Raw genomic sequence first — 19,485 nt, 5'->3', positions numbered from 1 at the left:
AGGCTGAAGCATCCAGCGGCCTAAACTACATATGCTTGAATGCTGCCTTCGTGAACTGAACCCGAGTAGGGAAGGAGAGATGCGCCAGTGTCCAACCTGAATGCAGGAATCGCTTTTGCCGCCGGAGTGGCGTCGTTCATATCGCCTTGCTGTCTGCCGCTCTACCCGTCCTATCTATCTTATATTACCGGATTATCAGTGCAGGAGCTGAAGAGTGGAGGCAACAGCAAAGAGGTCCGTTTCCGGACCCTCTCGCATACGCTGGCCTTTATATTGGGCTTCTCGGCTGTGTTCTATACCCTTGGTTTCGGGGCGGGACTGTTTGGTGAATTCTTCAACGGCCAGCGGGATCTGATCCGCCAGTTGTCGGCTATTCTGATTATTGTGATGGGGCTGTTCCTGCTCGGTATTTTTCAGCCGCAGTTTCTGCTCCGGGAGCGCAAGCTGGAGCTGAAATGGAAGCCTGCGGGATATCTGGGCTCGTTTATCTTCGGCATCGGCTTCTCAGCGGGCTGGTCACCGTGCATCGGTCCCATTTTGACGGCGATTATTGCCCTTTCTGCCAGTGATCCGGGAACCTGGTTTACGTTGATTACGGCTTACAGCATCGGGTTTGCGCTGCCGTTCTTCGGACTTGCTTTTTTCCTGGGCGGCGCGCGGAAGATCCTGAAATATTCCAATCTGCTGATGAAGCTTGGCGGCACACTGATGGTGTTCATGGGCATTCTGCTGTTCACCGACCAGATGTTCCGGATAACGATCTGGCTGCAGGGGGTTACGCCGGAGTGGCTGATTTTCTAAGATCTAAATGTTAAGTGAAATAATCAATAGCCGCTTCCGGAAAATGTTCAAAAATCCGCTCTGTGATGAATTCGCGCAGGGCGGTTTGCTGTTCATCAGGGTAGACATATTTGTTCTGGCCCCACTTGCCCCATTTCTTCTTGCGCTTCTCGATATCCATCTCCAGCTTGGATTTCGGATAACGTTTCTCGATCACGGTTTTGGCCGTCTTGGTGAACCTGTGCTGGATCATTTCAAAAGTAAGACCCTTGCCAATTCCCGGCGGCAGCGTACGGGCCAGCTTCTCCAGCAGCTCGGCATATCCTTCTTCCCAGCCGTCATGCCAGATGATCGGAGCGATGATGAAGCCAAGCGGATAACCGGCACGGGCAATCTGACCGGCAGCCTCAATCCGCTCCTCGAACCGCGAGGTGGCCGGCTCAAAATTCTTAATTACATAATCGGCGTTCACGCTGAAGCGTACGCGGGTATGGCCGTTATGCTTCAGTCCAAGCAGAGGCTCCACATGCTGGTACTTCGTCACGAAGCGCAGCCGTCCGAGCGGCTCTTCGGCCATGAATTCGATCAGCTCGGTCAGTGAGCCCGTGATATGCTCCAGCCCCAGCGGGTCCGAGGTACAGGCAGCTTCAAACGTAGTGATTTCTGGTGCGCGCTCGCCGATATATTTTTTGGCCGCATCGATGATGTCTCCAGTGTTAACATATACACGGATGTAAGGCTTGGAACCCAATGTAGTCTGAAGGTAACAATAATGACAGTGGCCCATACAGCCGGTGGCAATCGGAATCGCATAATCGGCAGACGGCTTGGACTGGTCAAAAGTCAGCGTTTTGCGGAGACCGACGACAAGTGTTCTTTTAGCGATTTTGTATTGCTCCACTTCGGTTTCGCCGGGCAAATTGGTGATCCGGTTATGCGAGGTGGTCATACGGAAGGGAATGTTGCGGGCCTTGACCCACTCCATAATCCGCTCCCCTTTTGGATAATTCAAGGCATCCGGTTCGAAAAAAACCAGCTCCGGAATGAAGAGACCCGTCGGCTTCCGCGGTCTTTTGGCAGGAGGGCGTTCAGGGGTGACAACGTTCATGAATTCACGCTCCTTATAGATGAGGATACCGTTATTGTGCCGTTAAGCGGGTGAATGAAATCATGGTAAACATCGCTAAGCGGAGAAGCGGCTGACCTGTAGGACTTGCCAAGGAGCGGCAGAAACATGTATCATTGTTAGAGCAAGGCCCGGCCCCATCGCCACGCTCAATATAGAAAAGAGGTAAAGTTAATGCCAACACCCAGCATGGAGGATTATTTGGAGCGCATATACAAGCTCATCGATGAGAAGGGTTATGCGCGGGTCTCGGATATTGCCGAGGGACTGGAAGTACACCCCTCCTCTGTGACCAAGATGATCCAAAAACTGGATAAGGACGAATATCTCATCTATGAGAAATATCGTGGGCTTGTCCTAACAAGCAAAGGAAAAAAAGTGGGAAAACGTCTTGTGGACCGCCATCAGCTGCTGGAGGAATTCCTCGGGCTTATTGGAGTTCAGCAAGAACATATTTATAAGGATGTTGAAGGCATTGAGCATCATTTGAGCTGGGATTCTATCACCCGGATCGAGACACTAGTGGAGTACTTCCGCCGGGATGAAGCGCGTCTGCAGACCTTATACGATATTCACCATGAAATGGTCAGTGATTCATAATTTTGGCTGTTTTTGTTTGATTAGCGCAACCTTTCCAGTTTTATTACGTCAAAACGGATACCGTTCCTTTTTCACCTAAGGAAGGACTCCGTTTACTAAAGAAACGGCCTTCTCCCTGATTCAAGGACGAGAAGGCCGTTTCTTTGTTATATCACTACAACATTTGGGAGGAATTATGAATTACCGTAAATGGATATTAGGATTGCTGGTGGTTATGCTATGTCTGCCTGTGTGGACAACCGGTGCACGCGCTGCTTCGGTGCAGATTACCATTGAACTGGATGGAGAGAGCTTAAGCACGGATGTTCCGCCTTATATTACGCGGACCAATGTTACCATGGTCCCTGTCGGGGTAGTTAGTAAAGGACTAGGTGCCGGTGTGGTCTGGGATCAGGCCAGTAAGACGGCTACAATCAGCAAGGGGAATAATGTGCTTAAGCTGACTAGCGGAAGCAAAAGTGCTATCGTTAACGGTGCTTCAGTCCCTCTGGATACCTCTGTGCAGATTACACAGGGCAGAGTAATGGTGCCGCTGCGGTTTGTCAGCGAGCAGCTCGGGCTGCAGGTAGTCTGGAATCAGGCTGCTAAGCATATTGCTTTATATTCAAATGTAGAGATTGGCGGGCCGTCTACACCTTCGACACCGTCTGTTCCGACAGTGCCCACACCATCCGTACCAACGCCTGTAGTGCCGGCACCGTCCGTGCCAACGCCAACCGTACCTTCCATTCCCGGGGCCAAGACCGGAAAGGCGATGAAGGGCGCGTGGGTGTCCACCGTATTTAATCTGGACTGGCCGTCAACGGCTTCGGCCGGTAATGCGGACAAGCAGAAGAAAGAGTTCGACAGCATGCTGGACAAGCTGCAGGCTGCCGGTTTCAATAGTGTATTCGTACAGGTCAGACCCGCCGCAGATGCCCTGTATTCCTCGCAGCTGGTTCCCTGGTCCAAGGTGCTTAGCGGTACCCAAGGGAAGGAGCCCGGCTATGATCCGCTCCAGTATATGGTCAGCAGCGCCCATTCACGCGGCATGCAGCTGCATGCCTGGTTCAATCCGTTCCGGGCAACTACCGATGCCTCCACTACAGGCCTTGCCGCCAATCATGTGGCCAAGCTGCATCCAGAGTGGATCGTCAAAGCTGACAGTAAGCTGTACATAAATCCGGGTATTCCGGAAGCGCGGCAGCATATCATTGACACCGTAATGGAAGTGGTCAGAGGGTATGACATTGACGGTGTGCATCTGGATGATTATTTCTATCCTTCCAACGTAACCTTTGCCGATGATACGGCATTTAAGACCTACAACTCTCAGGCAATTGCCACCAAGGGAGACTGGCGCCGGGATAATATCAATCAGTTCATCCGGCAGCTGGGTGCAGAGATTCATGCGGTGAAGCCGGCAGTTTCGTTTGGCGTCAGCCCCTTTGGGGTATGGCGCAATAAAAAGGCGGACAGCTCCGGCTCGGATACCACGGCAGGCGTGTCTGCGTATGATGACATGTATGCGGATGTACGCACATGGATTAAGAGCGGCTGGGTCGACTATGTGGCTCCGCAGATATACTGGAGTCTCTCTTTCAGCGCCGCCCGTTATGACAAGCTGGTCGACTGGTGGGTGAACGAGGTCACTGGCACGGGCGTCAAGCTGTATATCGGCCTGGCCTCCTACAAAGTAGGGGATACCAAACAAACCGCGGAATGGCAGAGCGGCGATCAGATTATCAACCAGCTGAAATATAACGAGAAATACGATGAGGTTTCCGGCAGCATTCTGTTCCGGGCCAATGATATTGTGGTCCGTGATCCATTTGGCCTGGCCAGCCTGCTCAGCTTTTATTTCAAATCATAGTCAGTCATGAATAGTCCCCCGTGCTCATAGATAAGCAATAAGATCTATGGAACGGGGGACTCTTAGGTATGGAGATTAACGCAGTTTTTGAAGGCGGAGGCGTGAAGGGGATTGCGCTCGCAGGTGCGGTGGAGGCAACGGAGCGGGCGGGCCGAACCTTCAGGAGAGTAGCCGGAACCTCTTCAGGCTCCATTATTGCTTCGCTGCTGGCCGCCGGTTATAACGGGGAGGCGATGAGCCGGATTATCAGGGAGACGCCCTTCACATCCTTTCTCAAGCGCGGAGCGCTATATAACACCGCTGTAATAGGACCGGCAATCCGTGTGCTGATCAAAAAAGGCCTGTATTCGGGCCAGGCTCTGGAATCTTGGATCCGTGGCATTCTGTTGGAGAAGGGAGTGGTTACGTTCAGCGATCTGCCGCGCGGCAGGCTGACTGTTATCGCTTCAGATATTACTAACGGGAGGATAGTCGTCTTGCCGGATGATCTGGAGCTCTACGGGATTTCACCGGAGTCCTTTGAAGTCGCCAAGGCTGTGCGGATGAGCTGCAGCATTCCCTACTTCTTCGATCCGGTGATGCTGCGGCTGAACGGAGAGGCAGCCCGGAGAAAATCTTTTGCCGAGCAGTTTGTGTATATGGTAGACGGGGGGATGCTCAGCAATTTTCCGCTGTGGCTGTTTGATGAGAAGAAGGATGGCTTCCAGTCCCCAGAGCGGCGTACGCCCACGGTGGGCTACCAGTTGATCGGTAAGACACAGCCGCAGCCTCACCGCATTACCGGGCCGTTCAGCATGCTTCAGGCCATGGTAGGGACGATGCTCTCTGCCCATGATGAACGTTATATCGAGACGGATAAATTCGTACGCACTGTCAAAATTCCCACGCTGGGCATTTCCACCACCCAGTTTCATATCTCCCCGGAACAGAGTGAGGCGATCTATACTGCGGGGCTGACGGCCGGAGCGGATTTTTTCAAAAATTGGCGGCCGCCGCTTAGTACCCGTCCATATATTCACCCGGCCTAAACGCGCCGGACCTGAATTATAACCAAAAAAGGCATCCCGCACGTCGTAACGACAACGCGGAGATGCCTTTTGTTGCTTGAATCTTAGCGGATAGCCTGGAGTTCAATGATATTTGGGAAGCTGGTCGTCGTTCTTACCCTTGCTGCCTTCAATCACCTGGAATGGATAGGTTTTACGCTTGCCGGGTGAGGCGGCCTGGGTTTTGCGGATACCCGCAACCTTGGACATCGTCTTGGCCGAAGGCTTGACTTTGGTGCGCGGCCGGCCGGGACCACCGTTTGTTCTGCCGGGAACGATCTTGTACGCATAATACAGCAGCGCCAGCAGGACTAGCGGAAGAATAAAGATAGATAGGGCAGCAAGGCCGCGTATCATAAATTCCGTTACCAGCCCCCATGCTGCGAGAGCTATTGAAATCCAAAAAATCAAAGCATGTCTGATCATGGGCTAATCATCCTTTCGCAGGATCCAAAATGCCGCCTGACACACTTGCCTCCGAATATCCTCTTGCTTCAATTGCGGCATCCAGCTCCCGCATCCGGTTGAACGAGGCGATGGACACCTCAACCATATCGTCTTTAGGTTCTTTGGTCGTCAGCAGCTGCAGCCACAGACCCGGATACCCCAGATACTTGAGCCCGGGAATATCTCTCACGGCATTGGTGCCCTTCAGCACCTCAAAGGAGATCCCGATAACTACCGGCAGGAGAATAATCCGCTGCAGTACCCGTTCCATAAGATTATCCCATGGGACAACAGAGTAGATAATCACACCGAGGATAATGGTCAGCATCATGAAGCTGCTTCCGCAGCGGTAATGCAGACGGCTGTATTTCTGTACATTCTTAACAGTCAGTTCTTCGCCGGCTTCAAAAGCACTGATTACCTTATGCTCGGCACCGTGATACTGGAACAGCCGTTTGATCACAGGAGTCTGTGAAATCGCAAACAGATAAACGAGCAGGAGAATCAGCTTAATGCCGCCTTCAACAAGGTTGTGCAGAATATAGTTATCAAATGCATTCTTGAATAAAAAATCTTCTACGAATACCGGCACCAGTGTAAAAATAATCTTGCCGAAAAGGAAAGAAAGAATACCCATGACAGCTACGCCGAAAATCATACCGAGGCTCCAGCCTTCATCTTTCTTCTTGTCTTTATCTTTCTCTTTCTGCTTGGCAAGCTCTTCAGGCTCTGTCTCATCCTCGGCATACGATTCCGCCGAATAATTCAGGTGCTTCGAGCCTTTGGCGCTGGAATCTATAATACTGACAATGCCGCGAAGCAGCGGAATCTTGCGCAGTTTAAGGACCCAGCTCTTATCGCTCTTCGGCACCTCCAAAAATGTGATTTCCTGATTCTTCCTTCTTACGGCTGTTACGTTGATATGCTTGCCGCCGAACATGACGCCTTCAATGACGGCTTGGCCGCCGTAACTGGGAGTTTCCTGGGACAACCAATTCACCTTCCCGTATTTTAATGTGATTTATATAATACATTGTAACTAATTTTTAAGCACATTACTAGTTGGATTGCCGTTTGCTGTACATACTAGTCTATAGAGAGCGGAGTGGAAACCGGATTAACCCTATATTGAAAGTGAGGCTGCTCTATGAGTTCTTCCAACAAGCAAAAGTCAGTCCATACGAATCCGTTTTATTTTGCCATTGAACTGGGCTTTTTCGCCGGCATCATCTGGGGAGGAGCCCGCTGGCTGATGTATGTCCTGCATTTCACCAAGGTGATTCCGGGATTTTTGGCGGAGCCCTTCTTTAAACATGAATTTTTGGTGTCGCCCGCCGGGCATCTGCTCGGATATTTATCCTTTATCGTCTTCTCGGTGATCGTTTCCCTGATCTATGTGCTTATCTTCCGCAAGCTGAAGGGGCCTTGGCCGGGTATGATTTACGGTGTGCTCTGGTGGTCGGCCCTGTTCCTTGCCGGCTCCTGGCAGTTCCTGATGCAGCCGCCTTTCAGACTGCCCTGGAACTCTGTAATCAGTGAATTTTGCCTCTTTTTGCTCTGGGGATTATTCATCGGATATACGGCGGCGATTGAGTACACCGATGAGCGGAAACGGGAGCAGCAGACAAAGCTGGCTTAAGCGTCCGAAAAAACTTCTCAGGTGGCATGCCACTATGTTAAAATACAATGTGGCTATTTCGAGAGGAGAATGAAAATGAGCAACAAGCGCGTCTCCAAGCTGCGTAAGGTTTTGCAGGAACAGGGACTGGATGCGATGTTAATTACCAGCGGCTATAACCGCCGCTATTTGAGCGGATTCACCGGCTCCTCCGGTTATGTGCTGGTTACCGGTGATGACAGTTATCTGCTGACTGACTTCAGGTATATGACACAGGCCTCGGAACAGGTAAACGGCCTGAAGGTTGTTCAGCATGCTTCGAAATTCATTGACACCGTACGCGAGCTGCTGCCGCAGGGCGGACAAGTCCGGGTTGGATTCGAGCAGGATGATGTAAGCTTCAGCGCGTACACTGCCTATGCGGCGGCTCTGCAGCCGGCTGTTATGGTGCCGGTATCCAAAGCCGTGGAGAATCTGCGCATGTTCAAGGACGAAGAAGAGCTGGCTGTCATGCAGCGGGCGGCCGATCTGGCCGACGCCACGTTCAGTCATATCCTGAACGTGATCAAACCAGGCATGACTGAACGTGATGTCGATCTGGAAATGGAATTCTACATGCGTACCCATGGTGCAACCTCGTCTTCATTCGATACGATCGTTGCTTCCGGCGAACGCTCGGCCATGCCGCATGGCGTAGCCAGCAGCAAGATCATCCAGAACAATGAATTCGTAACCTTCGATTTCGGCGCTCTGCTGGACGGATACTGCTCCGATGTAACACGTACGATTGCTCTGGGATCGCCAGATCCCAAGCTGAAGGAAATCTATGATATTGTGCTTGAAGCGCAGCTGCATACGCTGGCACATATCAAGCCGGGCATGACCGGCCGCGAATGCGATGCCCTGGCCCGTGATATTATCACCCGTTACGGATACGGGGAGTATTTCGGCCACAGCACAGGCCATGGCCTGGGCATGGAGGTTCATGAATCTCCGCGTCTGTCCAAGCTTGCCGATGAAATTATGGAGCCGGGCATGGTTGTTACCGTTGAACCGGGAATTTATCTCTCCGGTCTCGGCGGCGTGCGGATTGAAGATGATATTGTCATTACCGAAAGCGGCATCGCGCTGCTGACACATTCGTCTAAGGAATACACGGTACTGTAAGACAAACTTATTCAGTTAATTCATCGATTCCAGGAGGGGTTTTTAGTGATTTCAGTTAATGATTTCAAGACAGGCTTGACCGTAGAAGTAGAAGGGGATATCTTCACCGTCATTGATTTCCAGCACGTGAAGCCGGGTAAAGGTGCGGCATTCGTCCGCTCCAAGCTGAAGAACCTGCGTAACGGCAATACCGTTGAGCGCACATTCCGTGCAGGCGAAACAATCGGCCGCGCGATCATCGAGAACCGTGGTGTACAGTACCTGTATGCCAGCGGTTCTGAGCATGTATTCATGGACAACGAAACATATGACCAGTTCGAGTTGACTGAGAAGCAGCTGGAGTGGGAGCTTAACTTCCTGAGAGAGAATATGACGGTAAATATCGTCAGCTACCAGGGTGAAATCCTCGGGATCAACCTGCCTACAAGTGTTGAACTGAAGGTTACTGAAACAGAACCGGGCGTTAAAGGCAACACGGCTCAAGGTGCAACTAAAGCGGCTGTTCTGGAAACCGGACATACTGTACAGGTTCCATTGTTCATTAATGAAGGCGATGTTCTCCTGATCGATACCCGTGAAGGTAAATACATCTCCCGCGCGTAGGAGCTTACGTAGCTCCGGATTCAACGTTATTCAAGACGGCCTCCCCGCAGTATGCGGCGGAGGTTTTTTGTACAGCTTCAGCTGAATATAATTTGCCGTGCCAGGCATAGAGGAATGGCCATGTTCGGAAAATTGGGCGCTTTTTTTGTGAAACCATTAACGCATGTTATGATTTTCGTATTATACTGTGTTAAAGCGAAAACCAAATAAAAGCTACTACTTACAGCGAAATAGGGAGTGAATGGGACTTTGTCACTTTATGTCATGAAATTCGGAGGCAGCTCCGTCGGCGATATTGAACGTATGAAGCGTGTCGCCAAGCGCATCGCAGATAAGCAGGATGAGGGACATCGCTGCGTTGTGGTTGTGTCCGCTATGGGGGATACAACAGATGAACTGATCGATCAGGCAAAACAGCTGAACGGGCAGCCTCCCGCACGGGAAATGGATATGCTGATGACTACGGGGGAACAGATCTCTGTAGCGCTTCTGTCCATCGCTCTTCATGGAATCGGGCGGAATGCTGTATCCTATACAGGCTGGCAGGCCGGGTTCCGAACCGATGAGACCCATGGCCGTGCGCGGATTAGTGAAATCGTTCCACGCCGTGTTCTGGAGTCGCTGGAGCGTGAGCAGATTGTTATCGTTGCCGGGTTCCAGGGGATGACACTGGACGGTGAGATCACCACACTGGGCCGCGGAGGTTCGGATACAACGGCGGTTGCGCTGGCTGCTGCGATCAAAGCGGATGTCTGCGAAATCTATACCGATGTAGACGGCATCTATTCCACAGACCCGCGTATTGTGAAGACAGCGCGGAAGCTGAAGGAAATCTCATATGACGAGATGCTGGAGCTGGCTAATCTCGGTGCAGCTGTGCTGCATCCGCGTGCAGTGGAATATGCCAAACGATATCAAGTGAAGCTGGTCGTCAGATCGAGCTTTAACCATAATGAAGGAACTGTTGTGAAGGAGGAAGCAAGTATGGAGCAGGGTGTAGTAGTTAGCGGCATCGCGTATGACAAGAATGTGGCCCGGATCAGTATTCTGGGAGTTCCGGATGTTCCGGGTGTACTCGCCCAGGTCTTCGGCAAGCTGGCCGAAGAGGGTGTGGACGTCGATATTATCGTACAGAGCGGCGTTCAGAATCAGACCGCAGACTTCTCCTTTACCGTAGCCCTTAGCGATCTGGAGAAGGCTAAGCAGGTCATTGAAGGATTGCACAGTGTGCTGCCGTACCGTGAAGTGACTTCCGAGGATAGTCTGGTCAAGGTGTCCATTGTCGGCGCCGGCATGGTCAGCCATCCGGGGGTGGCGGCCCAAATGTTCGAGGTGATCTCGAACGAAGGTGTGAGCATCAAGATGGTCAGCACCTCGGAGATTAAGGTTTCCTGTGTCATTGAATCCGGCAATCTGCAGCAGATTATTCAGGCGCTGCATACGGCTTATAATCTCGACACCGCAGAGCAGGCCTTCGTCGGCGGCCCGCAGGACCGCCGCTAAGCTTCTGGTCTATAATTCTGCAGCATGACAATATCAGGGATGTTTCTTTGGCCGGAAGGCTGGAGGGCATCCCTGTTTGGCGTCTGTCGGCATCCTATTAGTAACTAACCATCATTAGTCAAAAAGAGTGCTGTTCCCCGCGCGAGCGGAGAGCAGCACTCTTTTTGCATAGTAAATGTGGCTAGCAACGGTATAGGCGATATGCTTAATTGTACTTTGTACAACTAAATCGTCTGATTTACTAGCGATTATCCATATAGTTGTATTTCATACAATTAAACTGACTTTGTACCTTGATTCCCGCCCATTTGGGCAAATTTAGTTGTACGGAATACAGTTATAAGATGTCCGCATCCCTTTTCGCTGGTTTTAATTGCACATTATACAACTATCCTCGTTTAACTCAACCGTCTGAACCGGCCCATAATCTCCACAGTCTCCAGCACGTTGACGAAGGATTTCGGATCTGTCTCAAGAATGGTCTTGCGCAGGTCAGCCAGCTCGTAGCGGGTAGTTACCGTCATCAGCATCGTATTGCCTTCATGACTGTATCCGCCCTCCGCATTCACGACGGTGACGCCGTGCGGCAGACAGGTCAGGCGGTTCAGCATTTTCTCCCGCTCCTTCGTGACAATGAAGCAGGTCAGCTTGACGTGGCGGATGTGGATCATATCTACCACACGGCTTTTGACGAAGATACAGAGCATAGCGTACAGCGCCGAATCCCAGCTTTTGAAGAAGCCCAGACTTAAGATTACCAGACCGTCCATCACGAACAGTACCGTTCCCATGGGAATGTCCCGTTTGCGGGTAATAATGGAGCCCAGAATATCGAATCCGCCGGAAGATCCCCCCGCACGCAGCGAGAAGCCGACACCGCCGGCAATGATCACACCGCCGAAGATACTAGCCAGAATCGGGTCCTTGGTAAGCTTCACCACAGGGATGATATTCAGGAACCAGGTCGTGGAGATAACCGACAGCATGCTATAGCAGATGTATTTCTTCCCCACGGCTACGAAACCCCAGATCAGGATCGGCAGGTTAATGGCGAAATAATACAGCGAGATATACTTAGGATTCGTTAAGTAGCCAATAATGGATGCCGTCCCTGCCACGCCTCCGCTGAGCAGCTGATGCGGAATCAGGAACAGCCGGAGCCCGCCCGCTACCAGAAAGGCTGAAAAAATGATAACGGCTACTTCTTTTACCTGTCTGGCTACTGTTCCCGATACGAGCGGTACTACGAAATTACGAACTTGCATGACTGTGATCCCCTCTTTTTCCGATGTCTTTATCTACATTTCTGCGGCGCTCGGACCCATTCCAGAAGCAGTTAGGAAGGCTTAGTTTCTCCAGCAGCCTGCCCTTCTATTTTCCAGAGCTCCATTTTTTTGCACGCGCAAAATTAATTTTATCATACCGATGATATTTTTTTATAGAGGAGAGCACTATGATTTCTTTCACACCTGCTAAAATCTCTGCTAGCTTCCTGCATTTCTTCTTGTCTAAAGTGGACAGCTTCTGCATATCCATGGATAACAGCTTGTTTATTGCGCAGCGGATTCTTTGGTATCCATAGATTTGTACAAGGGAGTTGAACAGTTTGGACAAGTATGTGAGCTGGATGGCGGGACTTCGGCTGCTGTCAGGCAGTGTGGAGATTGCTGCTGCACTGATTATGCTGAGGCTGAACCAGGTGGATAAGGCGCTTGCGGTTAATTCCGGGCTGGCGCTGGTCGGGCCGACAATCCTTATTCTGACCACAGCGGTCGGCCTGACGGGGATGGCCCAGCAGCTGTCGTGGGGCAAGCTCGGCTGGATCGGCTGCGGCGTAGCCTTTCTCTTAATCGGCATTCTGAAGAAATGATAGATGATAGTCATAAAGTACAAGTACAAGCATAAATATGGAATAAAGCTATTAAGTAGAGGACAACTTGGGGGTACTTTGTATGGCTAATGATTGGCTTCTATTGTTTCCCGAAAAAGTAAGAGCGCTGCTCGGCGGCCTCCCCGCTGCGCTCCTGGACAAGGTGGAGGAAGTGCGCGTCCGTGAAGGACGGCCGCTAGAGATTAATTACTCCGGCAAATATCATTTTGTCGGCGTGGACGGCAGTCTGACACAGCTTCCCGTTGAAGCCTACAAGCCGGACCGGGAGGATACGCACCGGCTGCTGGACCTGATCAGCAATCATTCGCTGTATACGATGGAAGAGGAGCTGCGCAAGGGCTTCATCACGATTCCCGGCGGGCACCGTATCGGCTTATCCGGCCGGACGGTCTTAAGCGGCGGGGGGGTTGAGCATCTCCGCGATATTACCGGCTTCAATGTGCGGGTTGCCCGCGAAGTGCACGGGCTGGCAGACGGCGTGCTGCCTTATCTGCTGGACCGGGGACGGCAGCGGATTATGCATACGCTGATCCTCTCGCCGCCGCAGCATGGCAAGACCACGCTGCTGCGCGACCTCGCCAGACAGATCTCGGCCGGAGGGCAGGGAGGACGCGAGGGCAGCCGCCCCGGTCTCAAGGTCGGCATCGTCGATGAACGCTCGGAGATTGCCGGCAGCCGCCGCGGGATTCCCGCCTTCGACGTCGGCCCGCGCACGGACATCCTGGACGGCTGTCCCAAAGCGGAAGGCATGATGATGATGATCCGCTCGCTGTCGCCCGACGTGCTGATCGCCGATGAGATCGGCCGCCTGGAGGATGCGGATGCAGTAACCGAGGCGCTGCACGCCGGCATCTCGGTAGTCGCTTCCGCGCATGGCAAGGAAGTGTCCGAGCTGGCCCGCCGGCCCGGCCTTGGCGGTCTGCTCGAGCACCGGATGTTCGAGCGGTATGTAATCCTGCACCGTTCGGAGTCAGGCCTGTCCTTCCGCATCCTGGACGCCCAGAAGCGCGGGCTGCTGCTGATCTCTCCGGAAGAGCGGATAGGCGGTGACCGGCATGCTTAAGCTGCTCGGGGCAGTGCTCATCGTGCTTGCAGGCACGCTGGCCGGCTTCAAGCGGGCTGCCCAGTATGCTGACAGGCCCCGGCATATCAGAGGCCTGATCGCAGCGCTGCAGCGGCTGGAGACGGAGATCCAGTACGGCTATACCCCGCTGCCGGAGGCGCTGCGCCGGATCGGGATGCAGAGCAAGGAGCCGTTGAGAGCATTCTTCCTCACCGCAGCGGAAGAGATGAGCCCGCCGCATAACTGCAGCGCCGAGGAAGCCGTGCAGCGGTCCATGGAGATTCACTGGAGCAGCGCTTCCCTGAAAGGAACAGAGAAGGAAATTTTCCGGCAGCTCAGCTGCACACTCGGAACCAGTGACAGATCGAATCAGAGCACGCATATTGCACTGGCTTTACAGCAATTGAAGCAGGAAGAGACAGCGGCCAGAGAAGATCAGGGCAAATATGAAAAAGTGAGCAAAAGCCTGGGTCTGCTGCTTGGAGCATTGATCGTCATTTTGATCTTTTAGCGAGGTGCCAGGAATGAATATTGAAGTCAACGCGATCTTTCAGATTGCCGGCATCGGCATCATTATCGCCATGATCCACACGGTGCTTAAGCAGATGGGCAAAGAGGACATCGCCCACTGGGTAACAATTGTCGGTTTTATCATCGTGCTGTTCATGGTCATCCGCATGCTGGACGGACTGCTTCAGGAAATCAAAACGATCTTTCTTTTTCAATAGGTTGGGGTTATGGAAATCATTCAAGTAGTGGGAATAGGAATTCTGTCGACCGTCCTCATCCTTGTCCTGAAGGAACAAAAGCCGATGTTCGCTTTTCTGCTGACTACTGCGGCAGGCATACTGATTTTTCTGTTCCTGATCGGCAAGATCGGAACGATTCTCGGCACGCTGGAGCGGGTGGCAGAATCCTCCGGGATGGAAATGATCTACATCAAAACCGTGTTTAAAATCATCGGCATTTCGTATATCGCGGAGTTCGGGGCACAGATCGTGCGCGATGCCGGACAGGAATCGATCGCTTCCAAAATCGAGCTGGCCGGCAAGGTGCTGATCATGGTGCTGGCCGTACCGATTATCAGCATCATTATAGAAACGGTGATGAAGCTGCTGCCTGCCTGAGATTCAGACGGAGTAGCAGAAGGCCACAGGAAAGCGGGGTGAGGGTGTGCAGGAGCGCAGTATTTTTCGTCCGCCAAAAGGGTGCAGGCTGCTCGTTCTGCTCCCCTGTCTGCTGCTTCTGCTGTGTGCAGGAACCGCTTATGCAGCTCCGGCTTCTCAAGCGCAGACACAAACACAGGCGCAAACACAGGCGCAAACACAGGCGCAAACGCAAACGGGAGGCAGCGGAGGCTCCTCATCCCCTGTAGACCAGTGGGTGAAGGGGCAGGTAGAGAACCTTCCTACAGACGGGGTAGAGACGTACTGGGATCAGCTGATGAAGGACTACGGGGGCTTCTTCCCGGAAGGTAAAACTCCCTCGCTGATGGATATGCTGCTGCCCGGAGAAGACGGATTAAGCTTCAAAAGTGTATTGTCCGGCCTGACCCGCTTCATGTGGCATGAGGTGCTCTACAACGGCAAGCTGCTGGTTACGATTGTGATGATCAGCGTGCTGAGTATGATTCTGGAGACGCTGCAGACCGCTTTTGAACGGAAATCCGTCAGTAAAATCGCTTATATGCTCTGTTACATGGTGGTACTGGTCATTGCCGTGAACAGCTTCAACATCTCCATCGGCTACGCCAAGGATGCCATTGACCGGATGATCGACTTCATGATGGCGATGATTCCGCTGCTGTTCGCACTGCTGGCTTCGATGGGCAATATCGTAACGGTGTCGGTGACCCATCCGCTGATCGTGTTCATGATCCATACAGTGGGTACGATGATTCACACCATAGTGTTCCCGCTGCTGTTCTTCTCGGCGGTGCTGCATCTGGTGAGTGCGATGTCGGAGAAATATAAGCTGACCCAGCTGGCCAACCTGCTGCGCAATATCGGGGCCGGATTGCTCGGAGTACTGCTTACCGTCTTTCTCGGGGTAATCTCGGTCAGAGGAATCACCAGCTCGGTTACTGATGGTGTAACCATCCGCGCCGCCAAATATATCACAGGCAATTTCGTGCCGGTTATCGGCAAAATGTTCGCAGATGCCACGGATACCGTAATCTCGGCATCACTGCTGGTGAAGAACGCCATCGGGCTCTCAGGGGTCATTATCATCCTCTTCCTCTGTGCTTTCCCGGCAATCAAAATTCTGGTGCTGGCCCTGATCTACAACGTAGCCGCCGCTGTTATGCAGCCGCTGGGTGAAACGCCGATTGTGACCTGCCTGCAGACGATCGGCAAAAGCATGATCTACGTGTTCGCCGCGCTGGCTGCCGTATCGCTGATGTTCTTCCTGGCCGTCACCATCATGCTGACCGCAGGCAATGTCACCGTAATGATGCGGTGAGGCGGATATCATCCGGGTCCGTTTGTATGAGATATGAGGCAGGTTGTGTAAACAAACTTTCAGGAGGTGCGCCATGAGCTGGCTCAGCGGATGGCTCCATGAACTGATTCTGGTGGTGCTGATGGCCGCGTTTGTCGAGATGCTGCTGCCCAGCAAATCCATGGAACGCTATGCCAGGCTGGTGCTCAGTCTGCTGGTTCTGCTGACGATGCTTAGTCCGATCGTCTCCATGCTCAAGGGGGACGCCAGCAAGGAGCTTAGTCTGGCCATGGAGCAGCAGGAGCGGAGCGGCGGGCTGCTCTCTGGTACAGGAGACGGCGCGGACTCGCTGGAGAAGATTCTGGCGGACGGGCGGATGCTGGCAGAGGGGGCGCGTGATCAGAGCCTGAAGCTTGCCGCCGAAGAAATAGCAGGGCAGATGCGCGATCAGATTGCCGGCAGCACCGGCATCCGCGGGGTGAATGTTACGGTAACGCTGGGCATGGGGCCGAATCCGAGTGCGCCTCTGGGCGAAGAGGTGCCGGTGATCTCTTCGGTCACAGTAGATATGCCAGTGGCGGGAGCGGTTGCTGCAAGCGGCATACCGGGTTCAGCAGAGGGCTCACAGCCTGCAGCAGGCCCGGCATCCGAACCGATACGGATTACCCCTGTTGAACCGGTCCAGGTCAGCCTGGACAAGGACGGGGCGGCAAGTGAAGGCTCTGGAGCCGCAACGGGTGCTTCGCAGCCTTCAGCCGCAGGAAACGGGACGCAGGAGGAACAGGCTGCAGCGGTTATAGAGGCCGAATCGGTCAAAAGGCTGCTCGAGCAGAACTGGAACCTGGACCCGGATTCGATACATGTGCTGAGCGGCGGCACCAGCGCCGTGAAATCATAAGACAGAGACCAGGGAACACAAGGCAGAATGCCATATACAGAAGGAGGGAAATCAATGGCCAATTGGCTGAAAAAGCTGGAGCAGTGGGCCGGTGGCGGAAGCGGCAACCCGAAGAGGAGTCATACTTTCCGCTGGCTGATCATTATTGGCTTGCTGGGCGTTGCTATCATGCTGTTCAACTCCTTCGTGAATGTGAAGAAGCTGGACAGCGAGAATACGGGACGTGAACCGCCCGTAAGCGAGACCTCTCAGGCGGTCCTGCAGCAGGAGGCGGTGCAACCCAATTCTTTTGACAGCATCGAGCTGGCGATGGAGAACCGGACGAAGGAGATTCTGGAGAAGATCGTCGGGGTCGGCACAGTTGACATTATGGTCACCGTGGATTCCACAGAGGAAATAGTCGTGCAGCGCAATATGAATGATTCGCAGGCGCAGAGTGAGGAAACCGATGCCAGCGGCGGTAAACGCCATACTACACAATACACCAGGGACGGCGAAATCGTAACCTACAGCCAGTCCGGCGACGAAACCCCGATTATCACCAAACGGATCAAACCCCAGGTGCGCGGTGTGCTGGTTGTCGCCAAAGGGGCAGAGAATAAAGTGGTGCGTAACCTGATCGAGCAGGCTGTCGAGAAAGGGCTGAACGTGCCGAGCTACCGGATCTCCGTCGTTCCGCGCAAGCAGGAATAGGCGTTCAGCTTACAAGCCAGACATACGCAAGCGAATTCGTAGAGGCATATTCAATAAAACTTTTAGGAGGAATCACAAATGAAGGGCAAAAGACAAACAATTTGGCTGGTTTCGATGCTCAGTTTAATGGTGGTGCTCTCGGCTTATTACCTGTTCACGGAAGACACTGGAGCTTCCATTCCCAAAGAAACTGCGGGCAGCATTCAGGTGGACACCGTGAAGGACGGGACGGGCGGCGGGACCGCTACTACGCTTGACAGCGGGCTCGTGATCAACGAAGTAACAACTGATGATTCCGTTACTGCCGATGCGGGAGCCCAGACAGATGACAGCAAAACTGCTGCTGTAACTGAGGATGCCGGCAAAGCTGCTGCAGACGAGACCGCTGCCGCTGCCGTGACGGATGACAGCACATCCGCAGCAGTAACAGATGACAGCAGCGCAGCAGCTAACAGCTCCAGCGTTGACAAGGATACGGCCGCAGCAGATACAGCGGACAAGACAGAGAAACCGGCTGCTAGTGCCGACAAATCAGCAGCAGCTTCCACAGAGAAGACTCCGGCCAAGGATGATGCGGCTATTCTGGATGAAGTAGCTTCCCAGAGCGTATCGGCCAGCAGCATGTTCACGAATTACCTGTATGAACGCGAGCAGCAGAATCTTAAGGACCACAATGATCTGCTGGCCCTGATTAATGACATGGATAAGACACCTGCGGAGAACGCGGTTGCCCAGGAACAACTCAGCAAGCTGGAGGAAAAAGAATCCAAAATCACCGGAATTGAAGAGCAGCTTCAGCAGAAATACGGTGAAGCTATTGTGAAAGAGGAAGCCGGAGATGCGTACACAATCGTAGTGCTCAGCGATAAGCTGGATGTGAAGCAGGCCGTGGGCATCGTTGACCTTGTAATGAAAGAACTGAGTGTGTCCCAGGACAAGATTAAAGTCCAATACGTATCGGAACAGTAAGGCCTCCTGAATTAAATGAAAGAAAATAGAATAAAATGCCGAAAGAGCCCGGGCACGTCCCGGGCTCTTTCCATTTCTAGCGTTTGTGATATAATACATAAAGTTATCTTGAAATATAAGAAGAATACGCAGGCAGCGGTTATCCTGAAAGCGATTCTAAAGAACCGCAAGCAGACCGAATCACAGGTTACCCGGGAAGAACGGAATATCGTACCCTGCTTATCTGCGTCCAAAATGGCTTCGAGAGAAAGCTGAAGGAGTGAACTACCCAATGTTCAAGTTAAGCGAGATTAAGGAATTAATTAAATTGCTGGACCAGACCTCTTCCGTACATGAGCTGGAGATTGAAAGCGAAGGTATGAAGCTGGCTATCCGCAAACCGGATCGCCCTGAAGCTGATGGAACAGCAATCCAGGCGACTCCTTATGCCTACCCCTTTACGCCAGCACCGCAGCCGCAAAGTCCGCAGCATGTTGCTCCTCCGGTTGTCAGTGAAGTTCCTGCTGTAACGCAGCAGCAAGCATCCTCCGCTGAAGGCGCATTACATAAAATCGTCTCTCCGATGGTAGGGACCTTCTATAGTGCTGCTTCTCCGGAAACACCGTCCTTTGTAAGTGTGGGAGACCGGGTTCATGAGAAATCAACGGTCTGCATCATTGAAGCCATGAAGCTGATGAATGAGCTGGAAGCGGAAGTGAAAGGCGAAATCGTCTCCGTCCTGGCCGAGAACGGCCAGTTAGTGGAATACGGCCAGCCGCTGTTTCTGGTGAGAGCGGAATAATTGCCG

22 protein-coding genes are annotated in these 19,485 nt (G+C 52.7%); 18 read left to right on the top strand and 4 right to left on the bottom strand.

The annotated features are described in order from the left end of the window. Positions 1–87: 87 nt before the first annotated feature. A complete protein-coding gene (locus GC101_RS08020; protein WP_171716779.1) occupies positions 88–801 on the top strand; it encodes a cytochrome c biogenesis protein CcdA in 714 nt (237 codons plus the stop codon). Between the two features lie 10 nt (positions 802–811). Here the strand turns inward: GC101_RS08020 and splB are convergent, their stop codons facing one another. Beyond that, positions 812–1,888, bottom strand: coding sequence for a spore photoproduct lyase (gene splB / locus GC101_RS08015; RefSeq protein WP_171716778.1), 1,077 nt, complete (start codon positions 1,886–1,888; stop codon positions 812–814). A gap of 192 nt (positions 1,889–2,080) precedes the next feature. Between splB and mntR the strand changes: the two genes are divergently transcribed. The 3 genes from mntR (at position 2,081) to GC101_RS08000 (ending at position 5,386) form a co-directional block, all read left to right on the top strand. After that, complete coding sequence (gene mntR / locus GC101_RS08010; protein WP_039295471.1) at positions 2,081–2,506, top strand: transcriptional regulator MntR; 426 nt, start codon at positions 2,081–2,083, stop codon at positions 2,504–2,506. Between the two features lie 175 nt (positions 2,507–2,681). Continuing rightward, positions 2,682–4,358 carry a family 10 glycosylhydrolase gene (locus tag GC101_RS08005; RefSeq protein ID WP_171716777.1) on the top strand — a complete coding sequence of 559 codons (1,677 nt, stop codon included), beginning with the start codon at positions 2,682–2,684 and terminating at the stop codon, positions 4,356–4,358. A 68-nt stretch (positions 4,359–4,426) separates the two neighbouring features. Next, on the top strand, positions 4,427–5,386 hold the full coding sequence (locus GC101_RS08000) for a patatin-like phospholipase family protein (RefSeq protein ID WP_171716776.1): 960 nt from the start codon (positions 4,427–4,429) through the stop codon (positions 5,384–5,386). Between the two features lie 102 nt (positions 5,387–5,488). Here GC101_RS08000 and GC101_RS07995 read toward each other — a convergent pair whose 3' ends face one another. Both GC101_RS07995 and GC101_RS07990 read right to left on the bottom strand, forming a co-directional pair. Then, entirely contained in the window at positions 5,489–5,830 is a 342-nt protein-coding gene (locus GC101_RS07995; RefSeq protein WP_039295475.1) for a hypothetical protein, read from the bottom strand. A 7-nt stretch (positions 5,831–5,837) separates the two neighbouring features. Next, positions 5,838–6,791, bottom strand: a complete 954-nt coding sequence (locus GC101_RS07990; RefSeq protein WP_152679709.1) for a DUF1385 domain-containing protein — start codon at positions 6,789–6,791, stop codon at positions 5,838–5,840. 207 nt (positions 6,792–6,998) lie between these two features. Here GC101_RS07990 and GC101_RS07985 point away from each other — a divergent pair, with 207 nt between their 5' ends. The 4 genes from GC101_RS07985 (at position 6,999) to GC101_RS07970 (ending at position 10,742) form a co-directional block, all read left to right on the top strand. Next, positions 6,999–7,490: a YqhR family membrane protein gene (locus GC101_RS07985; RefSeq protein ID WP_171716775.1), complete on the top strand. Its 492-nt coding sequence runs from the start codon at positions 6,999–7,001 to the stop codon at positions 7,488–7,490. Positions 7,491–7,565: 75 nt separating this feature from the next. After that, on the top strand, positions 7,566–8,636 hold the full coding sequence (locus GC101_RS07980) for a M24 family metallopeptidase (protein WP_042138741.1): 1,071 nt from the start codon (positions 7,566–7,568) through the stop codon (positions 8,634–8,636). A 45-nt stretch (positions 8,637–8,681) separates the two neighbouring features. Then, a complete protein-coding gene (gene efp / locus GC101_RS07975; RefSeq protein WP_039295482.1) occupies positions 8,682–9,239 on the top strand; it encodes an elongation factor P in 558 nt (185 codons plus the stop codon). 249 nt (positions 9,240–9,488) lie between these two features. Next, complete coding sequence (locus tag GC101_RS07970) at positions 9,489–10,742, top strand: aspartate kinase (protein ID WP_039295541.1); 1,254 nt, start codon at positions 9,489–9,491, stop codon at positions 10,740–10,742. A 398-nt stretch (positions 10,743–11,140) separates the two neighbouring features. Here the strand turns inward: GC101_RS07970 and GC101_RS07965 are convergent, their stop codons facing one another. Beyond that, positions 11,141–12,007 (bottom strand): YitT family protein, encoded by an 867-nt coding sequence (locus GC101_RS07965; RefSeq protein ID WP_076245612.1) that lies wholly within the window; start codon positions 12,005–12,007, stop codon positions 11,141–11,143. Positions 12,008–12,348: 341 nt separating this feature from the next. Between GC101_RS07965 and GC101_RS07960 the strand changes: the two genes are divergently transcribed. From GC101_RS07960 to accB, 10 genes are all read left to right on the top strand, one after another. Further along, complete coding sequence (locus GC101_RS07960) at positions 12,349–12,612, top strand: YqhV family protein (RefSeq protein WP_042138738.1); 264 nt, start codon at positions 12,349–12,351, stop codon at positions 12,610–12,612. A gap of 82 nt (positions 12,613–12,694) precedes the next feature. Then, the gene (gene spoIIIAA / locus GC101_RS07955; RefSeq protein ID WP_171716774.1) at positions 12,695–13,696 is read left to right on the top strand and encodes a stage III sporulation protein AA; all 1,002 of its coding nucleotides are present in this window, start codon (positions 12,695–12,697) and stop codon (positions 13,694–13,696) included. Then, entirely contained in the window at positions 13,689–14,207 is a 519-nt protein-coding gene (spoIIIAB, locus tag GC101_RS07950) for a stage III sporulation protein SpoIIIAB (protein ID WP_039295486.1), read from the top strand. The genes spoIIIAA and spoIIIAB overlap by 8 nt, the downstream gene beginning before the upstream one ends. Before the next feature lie 13 nt (positions 14,208–14,220). Continuing rightward, positions 14,221–14,424: a stage III sporulation protein AC gene (spoIIIAC, locus tag GC101_RS07945; RefSeq protein ID WP_020426549.1), complete on the top strand. Its 204-nt coding sequence runs from the start codon at positions 14,221–14,223 to the stop codon at positions 14,422–14,424. A gap of 9 nt (positions 14,425–14,433) precedes the next feature. Continuing rightward, positions 14,434–14,823: a stage III sporulation protein AD gene (spoIIIAD, locus tag GC101_RS07940; RefSeq protein WP_039295491.1), complete on the top strand. Its 390-nt coding sequence runs from the start codon at positions 14,434–14,436 to the stop codon at positions 14,821–14,823. A 46-nt stretch (positions 14,824–14,869) separates the two neighbouring features. Beyond that, a complete protein-coding gene (gene spoIIIAE / locus GC101_RS07935) occupies positions 14,870–16,159 on the top strand; it encodes a stage III sporulation protein AE (protein WP_171716773.1) in 1,290 nt (429 codons plus the stop codon). Positions 16,160–16,232: 73 nt separating this feature from the next. After that, positions 16,233–17,036 (top strand): stage III sporulation protein AF, encoded by an 804-nt coding sequence (locus GC101_RS07930; RefSeq protein ID WP_171716772.1) that lies wholly within the window; start codon positions 16,233–16,235, stop codon positions 17,034–17,036. A gap of 54 nt (positions 17,037–17,090) precedes the next feature. Further along, positions 17,091–17,729, top strand: a complete 639-nt coding sequence (gene spoIIIAG, locus GC101_RS07925; RefSeq protein WP_039295496.1) for a stage III sporulation protein AG — start codon at positions 17,091–17,093, stop codon at positions 17,727–17,729. Between the two features lie 78 nt (positions 17,730–17,807). Beyond that, the gene (locus tag GC101_RS07920) at positions 17,808–18,698 is read left to right on the top strand and encodes a SpoIIIAH-like family protein (RefSeq protein ID WP_171716771.1); all 891 of its coding nucleotides are present in this window, start codon (positions 17,808–17,810) and stop codon (positions 18,696–18,698) included. 271 nt (positions 18,699–18,969) lie between these two features. Continuing rightward, positions 18,970–19,479 carry an acetyl-CoA carboxylase biotin carboxyl carrier protein gene (gene accB, locus GC101_RS07915; protein ID WP_039295500.1) on the top strand — a complete coding sequence of 170 codons (510 nt, stop codon included), beginning with the start codon at positions 18,970–18,972 and terminating at the stop codon, positions 19,477–19,479. Positions 19,480–19,485: the final 6 nt, after the last annotated feature.

Source organism: Paenibacillus phytohabitans (genome assembly GCF_013141775.1).
GTDB lineage: Bacteria > Bacillota > Bacilli > Paenibacillales > Paenibacillaceae > Paenibacillus_AQ > Paenibacillus_AQ phytohabitans.
Note: the sequence above shows the minus strand (reverse complement) of the source record. Positions and strands in the feature narration are given on the sequence as shown.

What these genes read in the sequence shown, in the direction of transcription:
- GC101_RS07980 (WP_042138741.1), top strand. Translation starts at nt 7,566, where the DNA reads ATGAGCAACAAGCGCGTCTCCAAGCTGCGTAAGGTTTTGCAGGAACAG.
- mntR (WP_039295471.1), top strand. Translation starts at nt 2,081, where the DNA reads ATGCCAACACCCAGCATGGAGGATTATTTGGAGCGCATATACAAGCTC.
- GC101_RS07990 (WP_152679709.1), bottom strand. Translation starts at nt 6,791, where the DNA reads ATGTTCGGCGGCAAGCATATCAACGTAACAGCCGTAAGAAGGAAGAAT.
- splB (WP_171716778.1), bottom strand. Translation starts at nt 1,888, where the DNA reads ATGAACGTTGTCACCCCTGAACGCCCTCCTGCCAAAAGACCGCGGAAG.
- GC101_RS07995 (WP_039295475.1), bottom strand. Translation starts at nt 5,830, where the DNA reads ATGATCAGACATGCTTTGATTTTTTGGATTTCAATAGCTCTCGCAGCA.
- spoIIIAD (WP_039295491.1), top strand. Translation starts at nt 14,434, where the DNA reads ATGGAAATCATTCAAGTAGTGGGAATAGGAATTCTGTCGACCGTCCTC.
- GC101_RS07985 (WP_171716775.1), top strand. Translation starts at nt 6,999, where the DNA reads ATGAGTTCTTCCAACAAGCAAAAGTCAGTCCATACGAATCCGTTTTAT.
- GC101_RS07920 (WP_171716771.1), top strand. Translation starts at nt 17,808, where the DNA reads ATGAAGGGCAAAAGACAAACAATTTGGCTGGTTTCGATGCTCAGTTTA.
- spoIIIAC (WP_020426549.1), top strand. Translation starts at nt 14,221, where the DNA reads ATGAATATTGAAGTCAACGCGATCTTTCAGATTGCCGGCATCGGCATC.
- GC101_RS08005 (WP_171716777.1), top strand. Translation starts at nt 2,682, where the DNA reads ATGAATTACCGTAAATGGATATTAGGATTGCTGGTGGTTATGCTATGT.
- GC101_RS07965 (WP_076245612.1), bottom strand. Translation starts at nt 12,007, where the DNA reads ATGCAAGTTCGTAATTTCGTAGTACCGCTCGTATCGGGAACAGTAGCC.
- spoIIIAB (WP_039295486.1), top strand. Translation starts at nt 13,689, where the DNA reads ATGCTTAAGCTGCTCGGGGCAGTGCTCATCGTGCTTGCAGGCACGCTG.
- spoIIIAG (WP_039295496.1), top strand. Translation starts at nt 17,091, where the DNA reads ATGGCCAATTGGCTGAAAAAGCTGGAGCAGTGGGCCGGTGGCGGAAGC.
- GC101_RS08000 (WP_171716776.1), top strand. Translation starts at nt 4,427, where the DNA reads ATGGAGATTAACGCAGTTTTTGAAGGCGGAGGCGTGAAGGGGATTGCG.
- spoIIIAA (WP_171716774.1), top strand. Translation starts at nt 12,695, where the DNA reads ATGGCTAATGATTGGCTTCTATTGTTTCCCGAAAAAGTAAGAGCGCTG.
- GC101_RS07930 (WP_171716772.1), top strand. Translation starts at nt 16,233, where the DNA reads ATGAGCTGGCTCAGCGGATGGCTCCATGAACTGATTCTGGTGGTGCTG.
- accB (WP_039295500.1), top strand. Translation starts at nt 18,970, where the DNA reads ATGTTCAAGTTAAGCGAGATTAAGGAATTAATTAAATTGCTGGACCAG.